We start from the raw sequence: 17663 nt of genomic DNA, 5'->3' as shown, positions 1-17663 counted from the left end.
GCCTTTAACTAGAGTGTGTATCTACCAAACCATTTAGCGACAGATAACATTCAATCCATTAGTGAAATGAAAGCAAATAGTAAGGAACAGCTATGCTTGCCAATATAAAAAAAACAGCACTAGCAACAGCAATTATTGCGACCGCTACAACAGGTTTTGCATCAGTAGCAACAGCTGCAGAACGCAGTGAACTGACGATTCACCCTAAAGAGTTCACAACCTTTGTACGTAACTTCAACCCGTACCTAGGCGCAACTCATTTACATACAACCTGGGATTTCCTATACGAGCCTTTAGTTGTATTTAACGAAATGCACGGTAACACTCCAGTGTTCCGTCTAGCTGAAAACTTCACTATGTCAGATGATCTGATGAGCGTAGTTTTTGATATTCGTAAGGGTGTGAAATGGTCTGATGGAGAAACTTTCTCTGCTGATGATGTTGTTTTTTCTTTCAATCTTGTAAAAGAGAAAACAGAGCTTGACCAATCTGGTATCAACTCTTGGGTGGCTTCTGTAGAAAAACTGAACGACTACCAAGTTAAGTTCAACCTAACCGAAGCAAACTCAAACGTACCTTACGAGATTGCTAAAGTACCTGTAGTACCTAAGCACATCTGGAAAGACGTTAAAGATCCATCAACGTTTACCAATGAAAACCCGGTAGGTTCTGGTCCATTTACAGAAATCGATACGTTTACAGCGCAACTATACATCCAGTGTGCAAACCCGAACTACTGGGATGCAGACAACCTAGATGTTGACTGTCTACGTGTTCCACAAATTGCTAACAACGACCAATTCCTAGGTAAAGTTGTAAACAGTGAGATGGACTGGACGTCTTCTTTCGTTCCAGATATCGACCGTACGTACGCGGCAGCTAGCCCTAAACACCACTACTGGTACCCGCCAGCAGGTACACAAGCATTCGTTGTTAACTTCAAGCACCCAGATGCTGCGAAGCATGAAGCATTGAGCAACGTTGAATTCCGTCGTGCTTTCTCTATGGCTCTTGACCGTCAAACTATCATCGACATCGCATTCTACGGCGGCGGTACTGTGAACGATTTTGCATCGGGCCTTGGTTACGCATTCGAAGCTTGGTCTGATGAAAAGACTCACAACAAGTACAAAGGCTTCAACACTTACAACGCTGAAGGGGCGAAAAAGCTTCTTGCTGACGCTGGCTTCAAAGATGTAAACAAAGATGGTTTTGTTGACACTCCATCAGGTAAGTCTTTTGAACTAATGATCCAATCGCCAAACGGCTGGACTGACTTCAACAACACAGTTCAACTAGCGGTAGAACAGCTAAACGAAATCGGTATTAAAGCGAAAGCTCGTACGCCAGATTTCTCTGTGTACAACCAAGCAATGCTTGAAGGTACATACGACGTAGCATACACAAACTACTTCCACGGTGCGGATCCATACACCTACTGGAATAGTGCTTACAACTCATCACTACAGTCTGGAGAAGGTATGCCTCGTTTCGCTATGCACTTCTACAAAAACGAGAAACTAGATGGTCTTCTAAACAGCTTCTACAAAACAGCAGATAAGAACGAACAGCTAGATATTGCACACGGTATTCAGCAAATCATCGCTGCAGACCAAGTGACAATCCCTGTGATGTCTGGTGCTTACATGTACCAATACAACACAACTCGCTTCACTGGTTGGTGGAACGAAGAAAATCCAAAAGGCCGTCCAAACATTTGGGCTGGTATTCCAGAGCGTCTACTTCATGTACTGGACCTAAAACCAGTTAAATAAGTAATCGTTCAATCCTTGCGGCGTAACCTCTTACGCCGCTTATAAAAATCCCCACACTCTCAATTGAAAGTATGGCGCTCGTCGTCAGGGGATTTTTCGTTCCAAATTTCGCTAGGAGCGACCTGAATCCAGAAACAGGGAAACAATCTGGGTGAGTAAGGTGTGAGTTATGGGTTATTTTTTAAGACGTTTGTCATTTTATTTTGTCGCGCTATTAGTTGCAGCGACGTTAAACTTTATTATTCCAAGAGCAATGCCTGGTGACCCAGTTACCATGATGTTTGCAAACGCTTCTGTACAAGTTACTCCAGAACGTATTGCTGCAATGAAAGAGCTATTAGGTTTCGTTGATGGCGGCTTACTAGTTCAATACGCAGCGTACATGAAGAACATCCTTAGCTGGGAACTTGGTACATCAATTCAATTCTACCCTCTTTCTGTAAACTCATTGTTGGGTGGAGCATTCGGCTGGTCGCTTTTCTTGGCAGGTACCGCTGTAATTCTGTCTTTCTCTATCGGTTCAATCCTAGGTATTTTCGCGGCGTGGAAACGTGGCAGTAAATACGATGCCTTTGTTACGCCGGGAATGCTGATTCTACAAGCCGTTCCTCAAGTCGTTATCGCGATGATTGCACTATTTACGTTTGCAATCGGCTTGAAGTGGTTCCCAACGGGTTACGCATACACCGCTGGTACTGTGCCTGATTGGACAAGCTCGGCATTCATCAAAGATGTTGCCTACCACGCTTTCTTACCACTGTTCTGTGCTTCAGTTGTTCAAATTGGTGGCTTCCTAGTCAACATGCGTAACAACATGATCAACCTACTAGCAGAAGACTACATCACCATGGCGAAAGGCAAAGGCCTGAGCGAAAACCGAGTGGTATTCAACTACGCAGCTCGTAACGCGATGCTACCAAGTGTGACAGCACTTTCTATGTCGCTAGGTATGGCAATCGGTGGTCAGCTAATTATCGAAATCATCTTCAACTACCCAGGTCTTGGCAGCGTACTTTTCAATGCAATTAACGCTCGTGATTACCAAGTACTGCAAGGTCAGCTACTTATCATGACGCTATTCATGCTGTTCTTTAACTTGGTTGCAGACATGCTTTACGTAGTTCTTGACCCTCGTCTTCGTAAGGGTGGTAAATAATCATGAAAGACTTTCTAAAACTCATTTGGCGTAACCCGATGGCCCTAACAGGCGTCATCATCCTAAGCATCTTTGTTCTTGGCGCTCTTGCAGCTCCACTGATCACCAAACATGCACCAGACAAGCGTACAGGTAACCCACACGAATACCCTGGCTTTGTTGTTAAGTCGGCACAAACTAGCCCGAACGGCTGGGTGGCACAAAACCTTGCAGACGACCGTCGCACGTTGATCATGTCTAAAAAGGCTGACCACGTTTTAGGTACGACTCGTATGGGCCGTGATGTTTGGTCACAAGTGGTATACGGCGCACGCGTATCACTGGCAGTAGGCTTCGGTGCTGGTCTAACTGTATGTCTACTAGCAACAGTTATCGGTGTTTCGGCAGGTTACTTCGGTGGTCGTGTCGATGACGTACTAACCGCTGCGATGAACATCATGCTGGTTATCCCTCAATACCCATTACTTTTCGTAGTAGCAGCTTTCATCGGTGAGGCAGGGCCACTCACAATAACCTTGGTTATCGGCTTTATGTCCTGGGCTTGGGGCGCTCGTGTTGTTCGCTCCCAAACTCTTGCACTACGTGAAAAAGAGTTCGTTAAAGCAGCAGAAGTATTGGGTGAATCTTCATTCCGTATCATCTTCGTAGAGATTCTGCCAAACCTTATCTCTATCGTAGGTGCAAGTTTCATCGGGTCAGTAATGTACGCAATCATGATGGAAGCAACTATCTCGTTCCTAGGTCTTGGTGACCCGAACACAATCAGCTGGGGCATCATGCTTTACAACGTTCAAACCTCTTCATCAATGTTGATTGGCGCTTGGTGGGAACTGTTGGCTCCTTGTATCGCACTGACACTATTGGTAACTGGCCTTGCACTACTTAACTTCGCTGTCGATGAGATTGCCAACCCACAACTGCGCTCTCACAAAGGTATGAAGCGTTGGAAGAAGCTTGCAGCTCAAGACAAACAAGAACGCGAACCAGAACAACCACCACAAAATGTACTTTGGAGCGGAGATAAATAATCATGTCTGAACCACTAATTTCTATCCGCAACTTATGCGTGGATTACATCACAGAGTCAGGTGATGTGCGTGCGTGTAACAACGTTAGCTTCGATATCGCACCTGGTGAAGTATTTGGTCTAGCCGGTGAATCGGGTTGTGGTAAATCAACCGTTGCTTTCTCGCTAATGCGTCTTCATAAGCCGCCCGCTTACATCAGTGGTGGTGAGGTTATCTTCAATGGTGAAAACATTCTTGAATACAGTGATGACCGTATGCAAGCGTTCCGTTGGAGTGAGATGTCGATGGTATTCCAGAGTGCGATGAACGCACTCAACCCAGTATTACCAATGGAAGAGCAGTTTTGTGACGTAATCATGCGTCACACTAACATGACTCGTGAGCAAGCTAAAAAGCGCGCAGAAGGCCTGCTGGAAATCGTAGATATCCACCCTAGCCGTTTGAGTGACTACCCTCACCAATTCTCTGGTGGTATGCGTCAACGCCTAGTTATTGCTATCGCGTTAGCACTGAATCCAAAACTGATCATCATGGATGAGCCAACAACAGCACTCGATGTGGTTGTACAACGCGAAATCCTACAAAAGATCTATGCGCTAAAAGAAGAGTTTGGTTTCTCGATTCTGTTCATCACCCACGACTTGTCGTTGATGGTCGAGTTCTCTGACCGCATCGGCATCATGTACTCAGGTGAACTGATCGAAGTCGCTAACTCACAAGATATTCTAGAAAACCCTTACCACCCTTACACCAAAGGGCTAGGTAGTTCTTTCCCTCCACTAACTGGGCCAAAGACAAAACTAACCGGTATTCCAGGCAACCCTCTGAACTTATTAGAGATCCCTGAAGGGTGTCGCTTCCAAGCTCGTTGTGACCGTGTACACGAAACCTGTACTAAGGTGCCAACCAAGCTGCGCTCTATCGAGCCGGGACACTTGTCGAACTGCCACCTGTACGGTGACCCAATAGTACAAAGAAAGCTATAGCTTGCACGCTGATTCAGCGTGAATAACAAATAAGGCGGCTTTGTCCGCCAAAAAGCAAGCAAAGCGAATAAGGATTCTGGAGACAATTATGAGCAAAGATTTCGGTCAATTATTGGTAGAAGGTAAGAACGTCGTAAAAGACTTCCCAATAAGCAGTACCACTATTCAAACCCCAATGATGCGTGCGATTAACGACGTGTCATTCAAGATGTACAAAAGCCGCGGCCTAGCCGTAGTTGGTGAGTCTGGTTCAGGCAAATCAACCACAGCAAAAATGATCGCAAAAATGTACGCACCTTCGGGCGGTACCATTGAATACAAAGGCCGTGATATTCAAGATATCTCAAGCCGTAAAGACCTAATGCAGTACCGTGAAGGTGTGCAAATGGTATGGCAAGACCCGTTTGGTTCTCTAAACCCAACACATAACATCTTCCACCATATCGCTCGACCACTGTTGATTCACAAGAAGGTGACTCCAGGCAACAAGAGAGAGCTAGAAGAGCGTGTATACGATCTTTTAGAACAAGTCGGCCTAATCCCACCAAAAGAGACAGCGAAAAAGTATCCACACCAACTGTCTGGTGGCCAACGTCAGCGTGTAAACCTTGCACGCAACATCGCAGTAGGTGCAGAAGTCGTTCTTGCCGATGAGCCAACATCAATGCTCGACGTTTCGATTCGTGCCGGCGTTCTGAACTTGATGGAAGAGATGAAGTTTGAGAAGCAAATGTCTCTGCTTTACATCACCCACGATATCGCAACCGCGCGTTACATCGCTGAAGACCTATCAGTAATGTACGTTGGTCACATGGTTGAATGGGGCGATACCGATGACGTTATCGCTAACCCTCAGCACCCTTACACACAACTATTGGTTTCAGCAGTTCCAGACCCAAAGAAATCAATCCATGACCAACTGGCCGGCAACAAAGGTGAAATCCCGCTTTGGACGCCAGCATCTGTCGGCTGTCCATTTGCTGGTCGTTGTACTCACGCCATGGACAAGTGTAAAGAACAACTTCCGGGCGTGACTCAATTAGCAGAGAACCACTTCGTTCGCTGTTACCTACACGAAAGCTAAACATTAAGACTGAGTTAGGGTCTGCGGGCCCTAACTACTTATATCCAAAACAATTCAGGTACCTAGCCACAAGAAACTAGGACCTTTGGAGAATATTGATGCTGTTATTGACCAACCATATTGGCTACGAACCTTCGGCTCCTAAGCAAGCTATTCTACAGACTAAGAAAGCGCGTTTATCAAGCTCCACTGTATTGCTCGTGTGTGCCGACAACCATATTACCGTAGGTAACTTCGACGTTGTAAAACAGGGTCGCGTAGCAAACTGGCATCAAGGGCAATTCTTCACGATCGATTTCAGCTCATTCACAGAGAGCGGTCGTTACTACCTGCGCTTTGACAACCTTCGTTCAGAAGTGTTTGAGATTGGTAATAACCTGCTAATGAACCACACATTTTCTGATGTGCTTCACTACTTTAAGTCTCAACGTTGTGGCGGCATTTTTGATAAAAAAGATCGCCAAGCCCAAATTCTTGGCACCGACCGATACGTTGATGTGCATGGTGGTTGGTACGACGCATCAGGCGATATGAGTAAGTATTTTAGCCACTTGTCGTATGGCAATTACCTAAACCCACAACAGATTCCAATGGTAGTTTGGAACATGCTTAAAAGCGTGCGCTTAACCAGCAACAACCCAGACTTCCCTAAATTCTCTATGACACGACTAACGGAAGAAGCGCTATTCGGTGCTGATTTCTTAGTACGTATGCAAGACGCGGCCGGCTACTTCTACATGACTGTATTCGACAAGTGGAGCAAAGATATCAACCAACGCGACATCTGCGCGTACTCCACTCAAGAAGGTCATAAATCAACAGACTTGCAAGCCGGCTACCGACAAGGAGCAGGTGTGGCAATTGCAGCACTTGCCGCAGCGTCTGAACTAGACATATCGGGTAGCTACTCAAGCCAAACCTATCTTGATACTGCGACCAAAGGTTACTGGCACCTAAAAGAATACAACTTGCAGTACCTAAACAATGGTGAAGAGAACATCATCGATGAGTATTGCGCCCTACTCGCAGCCAACGAGCTTTACCGAGTAACACAAGACGAACAATACCTTTCAGAAGCTAGAACTTGGGCTAAGAGATTAAGCACTCGCCAGCAATCTGATGATTCATTTGAGCACTTCTGGTCAGCTAATGCTGATGGCTCTCGTCCATACTTCCACGCTGCGGAAGCTGGGTTACCAGTGATAGCCCTGTGCGAATACATCAATAATGAAACTGACGCAGAACTGAAAGAACAAGCTCGCACCGTTGTTGAACAAGCATGTCAATTCGAAATCAAAATCACAGATAAAGTCACCAACCCATTTGGCTACCCAAGACAGTACGTTAAGAATGTGGATGGTGAGAAGCGCGATGCATTCTTCGTCGCTCAGAAGAACGAAACCGGCTACTGGTGGCAAGGCGAAAACGCTCGCCTTGGTTCTATAGCGACCATGGCTTACCTCGTTCAGCCCCATATTAAAGATCGTGATTTGCAAGAACGTTTGATCCAGCTTTCACAGAACAGCCTCGACTGGATCTTGGGCCTCAACCCTTACCATATGTGCATGCTTGATGGTCACGGTCATAACAACCCTGACTACTTACCTCAGCTTGGTTTTTTCAATGCCAAAGGCGGTATCTGTAACGGCATTACCGCTGGCTTTGAAGATGATCAAGACATTGCGTTCAATCCACCAGCACAAAAAGATGACATGCTTCAAAACTGGCGCTGGGGCGAACAATGGATCCCTCACGGTGCATGGTTCCTATTGGCAACCGCTGCGCAATTCAATTACCTAGCACAACGTAAGGAGCAATAATCATGACGCTTTATTACGTAGGTATTGATGGCGGCGGCACCTCTTGTCGTGCTCGTATTCGCGATGACCAAGGCACACTCATTGGTGAAGCGAAAAGTGGAAGCGCTAACATCCTTTTGGGTGTTGATGTGGCGATGAGCTCAATTGTCGATGCCATTACTCAAGCGGCACAGCAAGGGCAACTCGATTCAAGTCATTTTTCAAATATGCATGTCGGCCTAGCGCTGGCAGGTGCTGAGCAAAAGTCAGCATGGTTCGACTTCATGGTACAACCGCACCCTTTCGCCAGCATGACGCTCAACACAGACGCTTACGGCGCTTGCATTGGTGCTCACAATGGCCAAAACGGTGCCATCATGATAGGTGGAACAGGCTCATGCGGCATCTACCTACAAGATGGTGAGCAACATGTCGTTGGTGGCCGTGAGTTTCCAATTTCCGACCAAGGTGGTGGCGCAGTGATGGGCCTTCGTTTGATTCAACAAGTCCTACTGGCAGAAGATGGCATTCGCAACAAGACACCACTGACTCAACACGTAATGAACCACTTTAGCAATGATGTTGATGCCATCGTCGAATGGTCAAAAGGCGCTATTCCAAAAGACTACGGTCAATTCTCACCAGTGATTTTTCAACTGGCTAACGAAGGCGATGAGCTCGCGATTGAGATGCTCAAGCAAACCGCCGCTGATATCGAAATGTTTGTACTAGCACTGCATCGCAAAGGTGCAGACAAGGTGTGCCTAATGGGAAGTATCGCAGAGCGCATTCTCAACTGGCTATCACCACCAGTACAACAATGGATCGTTGAACCTCAATTTGACGCTATCGAAGGCGCATTGATGTTTGCCGGAAAACCACAACACAACTTGTATCAACAGGCTTAGCAGGGAAGTTATATGAATTATCGCATCGACTTAGCTGTTCTTTCTGAACAAAAAAATAACTGCCGATTTGGCCTTACGGTACATAACTTAAGTGATCTTGACGTTACAGATTGGTCACTCCACTTTGCGTTTGACCGATTCATCCTTCCAGAGAGTCTGTCGCAAGGCGAATTAACTCAGGTAGGAAGCTTTTGTTCTTACCAGCCAAGTACCACCGTGCTAAAGGCGAACAACCATTATTACCTAGAATTCAGTATTCAAAGCGCCCCATTCCGTTTCTATTCTGATGGTCTCAACGACGCCTTTATCCAAACGCATAACCAAGGCGAAACTTCGGTACTGCCAGTAGCAATATCACCAATAGTGCTAGCTTCACCATATCGTGAACGCAGCCAAATCCCAGAAGTAGATGCGGCAGCGGTGGCACTGATCCCCCAACCGAATCAATTCGAGCTGAAACAAGGCAGCTTCGCACTGAACAAAGCGTGCAAAGTTGAAGTTCAGTCTCACCTTGCCGAGAAAGCCAATGTTTGGCTACAACAAGAATTACTGACTACGTTTGAGCTAACGGTTTCAACAGAACTATCACCAGAAGCTAGCGGAGACATTGTATTTCGCAGCAACCCGACTTTAGATGAAGCCAAGTACAAGCTAAAGATCACAGCCCAGCAAGTAGTCGTAGAATCAGGTAGTCAATCAGGCTTCACGCATGCCGTTGCCAGCTTAATCCAATTGGTTCAACAACAAGATGCAGAACACTTCTTTGTGCCATGTTGCAAAATCGCCGATCAACCTCGTTTCAAATACCGCGGCATGATGTTGGATTGCGCACGTCACTTCCACTCTGTGGAGCAAGTGAAGCGATTAATCAACCAACTGGCGCACTACAAATTCAACGTTTTTCATTGGCACCTAACCGATGATGAAGGTTGGAGAATCGAGATTAAGCGACTACCTCAGCTAACAGAAATTGGAGCTTGGCGTGGTCCTGACCACGCATTAGAACCGCAATACACCCACATTGCAGAGAATTATGGCGGCTTCTACACACAACAACAGATTCGCGAAGTTATTGAATACGCAGAGCAACGCAGCATCACTGTGATCCCTGAGATCGATATCCCGGGACACTGCCGCGCCGCGATCAAATCACTGCCTGACATGTTGGTCGAGCAAGCGGACACCACTCAATACAAGAGCATTCAGCACTACAACGACAATGTACTAAACCCAGGCTTATCGGGTACTTATCAGTTCTTAGATATCGTTATTGAAGAAGTAGCAAAACTCTTCCCGAGTGAATTAATTCACATGGGCGCAGACGAAGTGCCACCGGGAGTGTGGACCAACAGTCCTGCAGCTCAAGCACTGATGAAAGAACATCAATACCAAGACAGCAAAGACCTACAAGGCCACCTATTCCGCTATGCCGAGAACAAACTTAAGCAGCTAGGCAAACGCATGGTGGGCTGGGAAGAAGCACAACACGGCGACAAGGTGAGTAAAGAGACCATCATCTACTCTTGGCTCAGCGAAGAAGCCGCCGTGAACTGTGCTCGCCAAGGCTTTGATGTGGTTCTGCAACCCGCACAATTTACTTATCTCGACATGACCCAAGATTATGCACCGGAAGAGCCGGGCGTAGATTGGGCTGCCGTTATCCCATTAGAACAAGCTTATACCTACGAAGCGCTTGCTGAGATATCCGACACCGACCCAATTCGTAAGCGGATCCGCGGAATTCAGTGTGCTCTATGGTGTGAGATCGTCACCAACCAAAAGCGCATGGATTACATGGTATTCCCAAGAATTAGCGCTTTAGCTGAAGGATGTTGGACACATAAAAACAACCGAAACTGGCTAGATTACCTATCTCGCCTGAAGGGTCACTTGCCGCTACTCGACAGACTCAATGTTGATTACCGCAACCCTTGGAAAGCTGAATAAAACAAACCACAGCACACTCCCACCGAGTGATTGCTGACTCAAATTAAGGTGCTCAGTCCAATAAAACTCAGCATCACTATTTAAAAATTAGCTGCATAGATGCAGTTTGTTAAAAAGGAAATGACAATGAAATACGGCTATTTCGATAACGACAATCGCGAATACGTCATCACTCGCCCTGATGTACCAGCACCTTGGACTAACTACCTAGGTACTGAAAAGTTTTGTACTGTAATTTCGCACAATGCGGGCGGTTACTCGTTCTACAATTCTCCGGAATACAACCGTGTTACTAAATTCCGTCCGAACGGCACCTTTGACCGCCCAGGACACTATGTTTACCTGCGTGATGATGAAACTGGTGACTACTGGTCTATCTCTTGGCAGCCAGTGGCAAAGAGCCTAGATGAAGCAAACTACGAAGTTCGTCACGGCTTGTCATACTCAAAGTTCAAATGTGAATACAGCGGTATTACCGCAACCAAAACGTTATTCGTACCTAAGGGCGAAGATGCAGAAGTTTGGGACGTTGTACTAAAGAACAACACTGATAAGCCACGTACTATCAGCACATTCTCATTTGTAGAGTTCTCGTTCAGCCACATTCAATCAGACAACCAAAACCACCAGATGTCTCTGTACTCTGCGGGCACGTCTTACCAAGAAGGTGTGTTGGAATACGATCTGTACTACAACACTAATGACTTTGAAGGCTTCTACTACTTAGCGTCAACCTTCTCACCAGACAGCTACGACGGTCAGCGTGACAACTTCCTTGGCATGTACCGCGATGAAGCGAACCCAATTGCGGTTGAAAACGGTAAATGTTCGAACAGCGCTCAAACCTGTTACAACCACTGTGGCTCTCTGCATAAGCAATTCACCATTCAACCGGGTGAAGAAGTTCGCTTTGCTTACGTACTAGGTATCGGCAAAGGCAACGGTGAGCGCCTACGTGAGAAGTACCAAGACACTGCAAACGTAGATGCTGCGTTCCAAGGCATCAAAGATCACTGGGACGAGCGTTGCAACAAGTTCCAAGTTAAGTCTCCAAACGAAGGCTTGGACACCATGATCAACACTTGGACACTATACCAAGCAGAAACTTGTGTGGTGTGGTCGCGCTTTGCATCATTCATTGAAGTGGGCGGTCGTACTGGTCTTGGCTACCGTGATACCGCGCAGGACGCTATCTCAGTACCTCACGCTAACCCAGCAATGACTCGTAAACGTATCGTCGACCTACTACGCGGCCAAGTTAAAGCGGGCTACGGTCTACACCTATTCGATCCAGACTGGTTTGATCCAGAGAAAGCGGATGTTAAGCCTTCGAAATCACCAACGGTAGTTCCGACTCCATCAGACGACGACAAGATCCACGGCATTGAAGATACTTGCTCTGATGATCATCTATGGATCGTTCCGACCATCATCAAATACGTGATGGAAACCGGTGAACATGAGTTCTTTGATGAAGTGATTCCTTACGCAGACGGCGGAGAAGCAACTGTCTACGAACACATGAAAGCGGCACTGAACTTCTCTGCAGAATACGTTGGTCAAACAGGTATCTGTAAAGGTCTACGAGCTGACTGGAACGACTGCTTGAACCTAGGTGGTGGTGAGTCGTCAATGGTTTCATTCCTTCACTTCTGGGCACTACAAGAGTTCTTAGACCTTGCTAAGTTCCGTAATAACGATGCTGACGTTGCGAAATACACAGAAATGGCAGCGAACGTTCGTGAAGCATGTGAAACACACCTTTGGGATGATGAAGGCGGTTGGTACATTCGTGGTCTAACCAAAAATGGCGACAAGATCGGTACTGCTCAACAAGCAGAAGGTCGGGTACACCTTGAGTCAAACACACTAGCAGTACTATCTGGTGCGGTTTCTCAAGAGCGTGGTGAGAAAGCGATGGATGCAGTCGATGAGAACCTATTCTCTGAATACGGCCTGCACCTAAACTCTCCATCATTCGCGACACCAAACGATGACATTGGTTTCGTCACTCGCGTTTACCAAGGCGTAAAAGAGAATGGCGCTATCTTCTCTCACCCGAACCCATGGGCTTGGGTAGCAGAAGCGAAGCTTGGCCGTGGTGACCGTGCGATGAAATTCTACGATGCACTTAACCCATACAACCAAAACGACATGATTGAAACACGTTACGCAGAACCATACTCGTACGTGCAGTTCATCATGGGCAAAGACCACCAAGACCACGGCCGCGCAAACCACCCATGGTTAACCGGTACCTCTGGTTGGGCTTACTTTGCGGTAACCAACTTCATTCTTGGCGTTCGTACTGGCTTTGAAGGCTTAACCGTAGATCCTTGTATCCCAACAGATTGGCCAGAGTTTGAAGTGACTCGTCAATGGCGTGGTGCGACATACAACATCACAGTACAGAACCCGAATGCAGTAAGCAAAGGGGTTGCCTCTATCACTATCAACGGTGAGTCTGTAGAAGGCGCAATCCCAGTTCAAGCAGAAGGCAGCGTGAACGATGTTGTCGTTGTTCTAGGCTAGTCACGCAACTTAACGAACCACTCTTGCCCCAAACCTATTGGGTTTGAGGCAAGAGACTAAAAGGATTTTCTAATGATTAAATTTGGTACAGGTGGCTGGCGCGCTTTCATTGGTGAAGAGTTCACCAGAGAGAACGTTCGCCTTGTGGCACAAGCGCTGGCAAACATCATCAACAATGAAAATGCAGCTAAAAACGGATTTGTGATCGGTTATGACCGTCGCTTCCTTTCCGATAAAGCTGCATGTTGGTTTGCTGAAGTATTAGCCGCTAACAACATCAAAGTCAGCTTCATCGATAAGTTTGTTCCAACCCCTATCGTCATGTTCCAAGCAAAAGAGATGGGCTGCACCTACTCGGCATGTATTACCGCTTCTCACAACCCAGCGGATTACAACGGCATCAAGGTGTTTATTGAAGGTGGTCGTGATGCTGATGAGATCATCACAGAGAAGATCGAACAGCAGATCGCAACTCTAACCAACGAAGACGTTATCCGTGTCGACTTCGAACAAGCGTTGAACGACAAAGAGATCGAGATCATCAACCCAATGAACGACTTTGTTGATTCGATCATTAACTTCATCGATATCGAGTCAATCAAGAAAGCAAACTTGCGCGTACTGATTGACCCTATGTTTGGTGTAGCGAAGAACGCTCTACAAACGGTTCTTATCAATGGCCGTTGTGATGTCGACGTGATCAACGATGGTAAAAACCCAGATTTTGGTGGATTAATGCCATCACCAAGCGCAGCTACGCTCTATCGCTTGAAGCACTTAGTTGCCGCTGAAGGGTATGACATTGGTATTGGTACCGATGGCGATGCAGACCGCTTAGGTATTATCGATGAGAAAGGTAGCTTCATTCACCCTAACGAAGTACTACTGCTGCTTTACTACTACTTGTTGGAATACAAGGGCTGGAAAGGATCGGTAGTTCGTAATATCGCAACCACCCATCTACTCGATAAAGTGGCAGCCGATCATGGTGAAAAGAGCTTTGAGGTTCCAGTAGGCTTTAAGCATATCAGCTCGCAGATGGAAGCCGACGACTCTCTGATTGGTGGTGAAAGTTCCGGTGGTTTAACCATTCGTGGCCACATCAAGGGTAAAGATGGTGTCTTCGCATCTAGCCTACTGGTTGAGATGATCAGTGTAACGGGTAAGAAATTGTCTGAATTGCTTGATGAGATCTACTCGAAATATGGCTATGCCTACACAGCAGAAGGCGATTGCAAGTTCAAACCTTCAGAAAAAGAAGCGCTCTACACCAAGATCTACGTAGAGAAGCAGCTGCCTGAGTTTGAGTATGAGATTGAAAAAGTCAGCTATGAAGATGGTGCCAAGGTGTACTTTAAGAATGGCGGCTGGGTTATTGCTCGTTTCTCTGGAACAGAGCCTTTACTGCGAATCTTCGCTGAAATGGAAGATAAAGAGACAGCAGAACGTGTTCTTCAAAAAGTGAAAGACTTCCTCTCTCTATAGGCTTATAGAGTGCAGCAGTTTTGGATGGGACTTAACAAATCACTGCCTTGTTAAAGCCTATAGGTGAAGAACTCTTACCCAGTACTTTGGTGAAAGTGCTGGGCTTTTTTATGCCGAGTTTTCAGCTCAGCAACTAAGCCAAATTAAAATGCCAACACACCTTTAGTATCTACTTTCACGGTTACTGGCATACCAACTTCTAGTGCTTCCGACGAGGTCGCCAGTAGCTTTTGACCATTAGCTTCAATCACATAACGACAATGGTCGCCCATAAATTGCTGCTCCAATACCGACAAGTTACTCTCTGTATCGTGGCTCGCGACAATGTGTTGAGGTCGTAGTAACAGTGCACACTCAGAGCCAACATCAATTTCCGTTTGCGCTTTTGCTTCCACTAAGCCTAAGCTGGTTTCGAATTCATTATCTGAAATACGCTGAGCATTTAAGTAACTACCACCACCTAAGAAATCAGCCACAAACTTGCTTGATGGGTGGAAGTACAACTCAGATGCTGAGCCATATTGTTCAATCACACCATGGTTCATTACGGCCATTTTATCCGCAAAGGCAAACGCTTCTTCACGACTGTGAGTAACAAAAATAGCAGTCACGCCCTGCTTCTTAAAGATCTTGCGGATTTGAGAAATCAACTCGTGACGAACTTGGGTATCAATGTTCGAGAATGGTTCATCAAGTAGCAGTAGATCAGGCTTATAAGCCAAAGAGCGAGCAATAGCGACACGTTGCTGCTGTCCACCAGACAACTGATGAGGATAACGCTCACCATATTGATCAAGGTGAACTAGCTCTAGCATCTCTTTCACTTTTGCTTTCTTGTCTTGATCAGACATATCACGCAAGCCGAATACTACATTCTGATTTACAGTAAGGTGCGGAAATAGCGCATAGTCTTGGAAGATCATGCCGATGTTACGTTGCTCTGGTGGTAACCAATTCTTACCATCATCAATAGTCTGACAGTTCAAATTCATTACCCCATGACTCAAAGGCAGTAACCCTGCAATCGCTTTTAGTAAGGTTGTTTTACCACAGCCACTAGCGCCAAGTAGACATACGATCTCGCCATGTTCAACTTCAAGAGAAAGCGACTCGAGAACCGTTTGAGACTCATACTTACAAGTCAGATCTTTAATAGATAATGCACAGCTCATTAGTTTTTTTGCTCCAAAGAACGGTTGACGATGATCAACGGGATTAGCCCCACGAGTACAAGTAACACAGCAGGCATCGCAGCCAGCTCTAGATGCTCATCTGAGGCATAGTTGTAAACATAGGTTGCTAGGGTTTCAAAGTTAAAAGGACGCAACAACAGCGCTGCATTCAACTCTTTCATTGATTCAATAAAAACCAATAGTCCCGCAATCAAAGCACCACGCTTGATCAGAGGCAGATGCACTCGGCGCAACATCTTGTTGGTGTTACAACCCATGGTTTTCGAGGCCATATCCAATGATGGAGAAACCTTGCTCAGGCTGCTTTCGATACTGCCGATTGCGACAGCCGAGAAACGCACCACCATGGCAAAAATCAGTGCGAACATTGAACCAGAGAAGATAAGTCCTGGATGCCCCCACTCCATCGCTTTGGCAATATCGTTCACCAAGTGGTCCATAAACAGAACCGGAACCATAACACCGATAGCAAGCACCGTTCCTGGTACCGCGTAGCCCATAGAAGAGAGACGCATGTAAGCAAGGTTACTCTTGCCAGGATTCACTCGTTGGTTGAAGTTAACAATCAGTGCTACCAGCACACCAATCACAGCGGCAAGAACAGAGACATTTAAACTGTTCATCGCGTACTCTCTAAACTCAGCAGTCCAGCTTTGAGCGAAGTACTTGTATGCGTAGATAAGCAGTTGACCGAGCGGGAATAAGAAAGCGATACAAACTAGTCCCCAACACCAGAACAGTGCTAACCACTTTTTCCAGCCTTTCAGCTGATAACGGAAATCTTCTCGGCTACTGAATTGATTTTGAAATAGCTTTTGTTTGCGTCGACTGTATCGCTCCGAGCTTAACAATAGAATCACGATAACCAACATGATTGCCGATATTTTCGCTGCCGCGGTCAAGCTTGAGTAACCTAACCAGGTATCATAAACCGCAGTGGTTAAGGTGCTCACAGCAAAGTAGCTGACCGTGCCGAAGTCACCGATGGTTTCCATGGCAACAAGCGATAAACCGACAGCAATTGATGGGCGCACAAGCGGCAAAGAGATGCGGCGGAAGCTTTCCCAAGGTGAGCATTTCAATAATCTAGCGGATTGAAGTAGAGAGACATTCTGCTCCATGAATGCAGCACGGCACAACAGGTATACATAAGGGTATAGAACAAGCGACAAAACCGTAATTGCGCCAGACAAGGTTCTAATATCCGGGAACCAATATTCCCCTGCCCCCCAGCCGGTTAGGTCGCGAAGCAGAATCTGCACCGGGCCGGCGAAGTCAAACCAATCTGTAAAGATATATCCAACAATATAAGCCGGCATTGCTAGTGGCAAAACTAATGCCCACTGCAACACCTTCTCACCCGGCAGGCGACACATCGCCATGATCCAAGCAGAAGGGATACCAAATAATAGCGATAGGAACATGGTTCCGATCACCAAAACAACCGTGTTATAAGCGTAAGTCGGCATCACTGTGGACATCAAATGAGAAAACAGTTCATTTGTTTCACCTACAGCGGTGGTGAATATCGCTAAGACCGGAAAAACCAGTAGTAAAGCTATCAAACCACTACTGGTGTTCCATAAATAATTCTTTTCTTTCATCGCCTAATTACAACGAGGCTTAATGAAACACAAATGCAGTTGCAAATGCATCTCATGCCCTTTTAGTGGTGGGGGTTATTTATACCCATATACGGTAATGACTTCAAGGATCTGAGCTAATAACTCTCTAGTTCCATCAAGAGCTTTGTTTCAAAAAGTGACTTAA

The 17663-nt window shown here is 46.2% G+C and carries 12 protein-coding genes; 10 read left to right on the top strand and 2 right to left on the bottom strand.

The window, feature by feature from the left end:
* The first annotated feature begins 92 nt into the window (after positions 1-92).
* The 10 genes from L1D11_RS11760 to L1D11_RS11715 all read left to right on the top strand — a co-directional run bounded on the left by L1D11_RS11760 (position 93) and on the right by L1D11_RS11715 (position 14700).
* Entirely contained in the window at positions 93-1775 is a 1683-nt protein-coding gene (locus L1D11_RS11760) for an ABC transporter substrate-binding protein (protein ID WP_239832597.1), read from the top strand.
* Between the two features lie 169 nt (positions 1776-1944).
* A complete protein-coding gene (locus L1D11_RS11755; protein WP_239832596.1) occupies positions 1945-2931 on the top strand; it encodes an ABC transporter permease in 987 nt (328 codons plus the stop codon).
* 2 nt (positions 2932-2933) lie between these two features.
* Entirely contained in the window at positions 2934-3959 is a 1026-nt protein-coding gene (locus tag L1D11_RS11750) for an ABC transporter permease (RefSeq protein WP_239832595.1), read from the top strand.
* A 2-nt stretch (positions 3960-3961) separates the two neighbouring features.
* Positions 3962-4945, top strand: coding sequence for an ABC transporter ATP-binding protein (locus tag L1D11_RS11745; protein ID WP_008222182.1), 984 nt, complete (start codon positions 3962-3964; stop codon positions 4943-4945).
* An 88-nt stretch (positions 4946-5033) separates the two neighbouring features.
* Entirely contained in the window at positions 5034-6029 is a 996-nt protein-coding gene (locus L1D11_RS11740; RefSeq protein ID WP_105025506.1) for an ABC transporter ATP-binding protein, read from the top strand.
* Between the two features lie 98 nt (positions 6030-6127).
* Complete coding sequence (locus L1D11_RS11735; RefSeq protein ID WP_239832593.1) at positions 6128-7849, top strand: glycoside hydrolase family 9 protein; 1722 nt, start codon at positions 6128-6130, stop codon at positions 7847-7849.
* A gap of 2 nt (positions 7850-7851) precedes the next feature.
* Complete coding sequence (locus tag L1D11_RS11730) at positions 7852-8736, top strand: N-acetylglucosamine kinase (protein ID WP_239832590.1); 885 nt, start codon at positions 7852-7854, stop codon at positions 8734-8736.
* A 12-nt stretch (positions 8737-8748) separates the two neighbouring features.
* A complete protein-coding gene (locus L1D11_RS11725) occupies positions 8749-10683 on the top strand; it encodes a family 20 glycosylhydrolase (protein ID WP_239832588.1) in 1935 nt (644 codons plus the stop codon).
* A gap of 126 nt (positions 10684-10809) precedes the next feature.
* Positions 10810-13215: a N,N'-diacetylchitobiose phosphorylase gene (locus tag L1D11_RS11720; RefSeq protein WP_239832587.1), complete on the top strand. Its 2406-nt coding sequence runs from the start codon at positions 10810-10812 to the stop codon at positions 13213-13215.
* A gap of 72 nt (positions 13216-13287) precedes the next feature.
* Positions 13288-14700 (top strand): phosphoglucomutase/phosphomannomutase family protein, encoded by a 1413-nt coding sequence (locus L1D11_RS11715; protein WP_239832586.1) that lies wholly within the window; start codon positions 13288-13290, stop codon positions 14698-14700.
* A 143-nt stretch (positions 14701-14843) separates the two neighbouring features.
* Here L1D11_RS11715 and L1D11_RS11710 read toward each other — a convergent pair whose 3' ends face one another.
* Together L1D11_RS11710 and L1D11_RS11705 are read right to left on the bottom strand one after the other, a co-directional pair.
* Positions 14844-15872, bottom strand: a complete 1029-nt coding sequence (locus L1D11_RS11710; protein WP_239832585.1) for an ABC transporter ATP-binding protein — start codon at positions 15870-15872, stop codon at positions 14844-14846.
* Complete coding sequence (locus L1D11_RS11705; RefSeq protein ID WP_239832584.1) at positions 15872-17497, bottom strand: iron ABC transporter permease; 1626 nt, start codon at positions 17495-17497, stop codon at positions 15872-15874. The genes L1D11_RS11710 and L1D11_RS11705 overlap by 1 nt, the downstream gene beginning before the upstream one ends.
* Positions 17498-17663: the final 166 nt, after the last annotated feature.

This window comes from Vibrio sp. Isolate32 (genome assembly GCF_022397955.1).
Taxonomy (GTDB): Bacteria; Pseudomonadota; Gammaproteobacteria; order Enterobacterales; family Vibrionaceae; genus Vibrio.
Note: the sequence above shows the minus strand (reverse complement) of the source record. Positions and strands in the feature narration are given on the sequence as shown.

Bases quoted from the DNA above. Each gene is read 5' to 3' on its own strand.
- L1D11_RS11760 (WP_239832597.1), top strand. From the start codon at position 93: ATGCTTGCCAATATAAAAAAAACAGCACTAGCAACAGCAATTATTGCG.
- L1D11_RS11755 (WP_239832596.1), top strand. From the start codon at position 1,945: ATGGGTTATTTTTTAAGACGTTTGTCATTTTATTTTGTCGCGCTATTA.
- L1D11_RS11750 (WP_239832595.1), top strand. From the start codon at position 2,934: ATGAAAGACTTTCTAAAACTCATTTGGCGTAACCCGATGGCCCTAACA.
- L1D11_RS11745 (WP_008222182.1), top strand. From the start codon at position 3,962: ATGTCTGAACCACTAATTTCTATCCGCAACTTATGCGTGGATTACATC.
- L1D11_RS11740 (WP_105025506.1), top strand. From the start codon at position 5,034: ATGAGCAAAGATTTCGGTCAATTATTGGTAGAAGGTAAGAACGTCGTA.
- L1D11_RS11735 (WP_239832593.1), top strand. From the start codon at position 6,128: ATGCTGTTATTGACCAACCATATTGGCTACGAACCTTCGGCTCCTAAG.
- L1D11_RS11730 (WP_239832590.1), top strand. From the start codon at position 7,852: ATGACGCTTTATTACGTAGGTATTGATGGCGGCGGCACCTCTTGTCGT.
- L1D11_RS11725 (WP_239832588.1), top strand. From the start codon at position 8,749: ATGAATTATCGCATCGACTTAGCTGTTCTTTCTGAACAAAAAAATAAC.
- L1D11_RS11720 (WP_239832587.1), top strand. From the start codon at position 10,810: ATGAAATACGGCTATTTCGATAACGACAATCGCGAATACGTCATCACT.
- L1D11_RS11715 (WP_239832586.1), top strand. From the start codon at position 13,288: ATGATTAAATTTGGTACAGGTGGCTGGCGCGCTTTCATTGGTGAAGAG.
- L1D11_RS11710 (WP_239832585.1), bottom strand. From the start codon at position 15,872: ATGAGCTGTGCATTATCTATTAAAGATCTGACTTGTAAGTATGAGTCT.
- L1D11_RS11705 (WP_239832584.1), bottom strand. From the start codon at position 17,497: ATGAAAGAAAAGAATTATTTATGGAACACCAGTAGTGGTTTGATAGCT.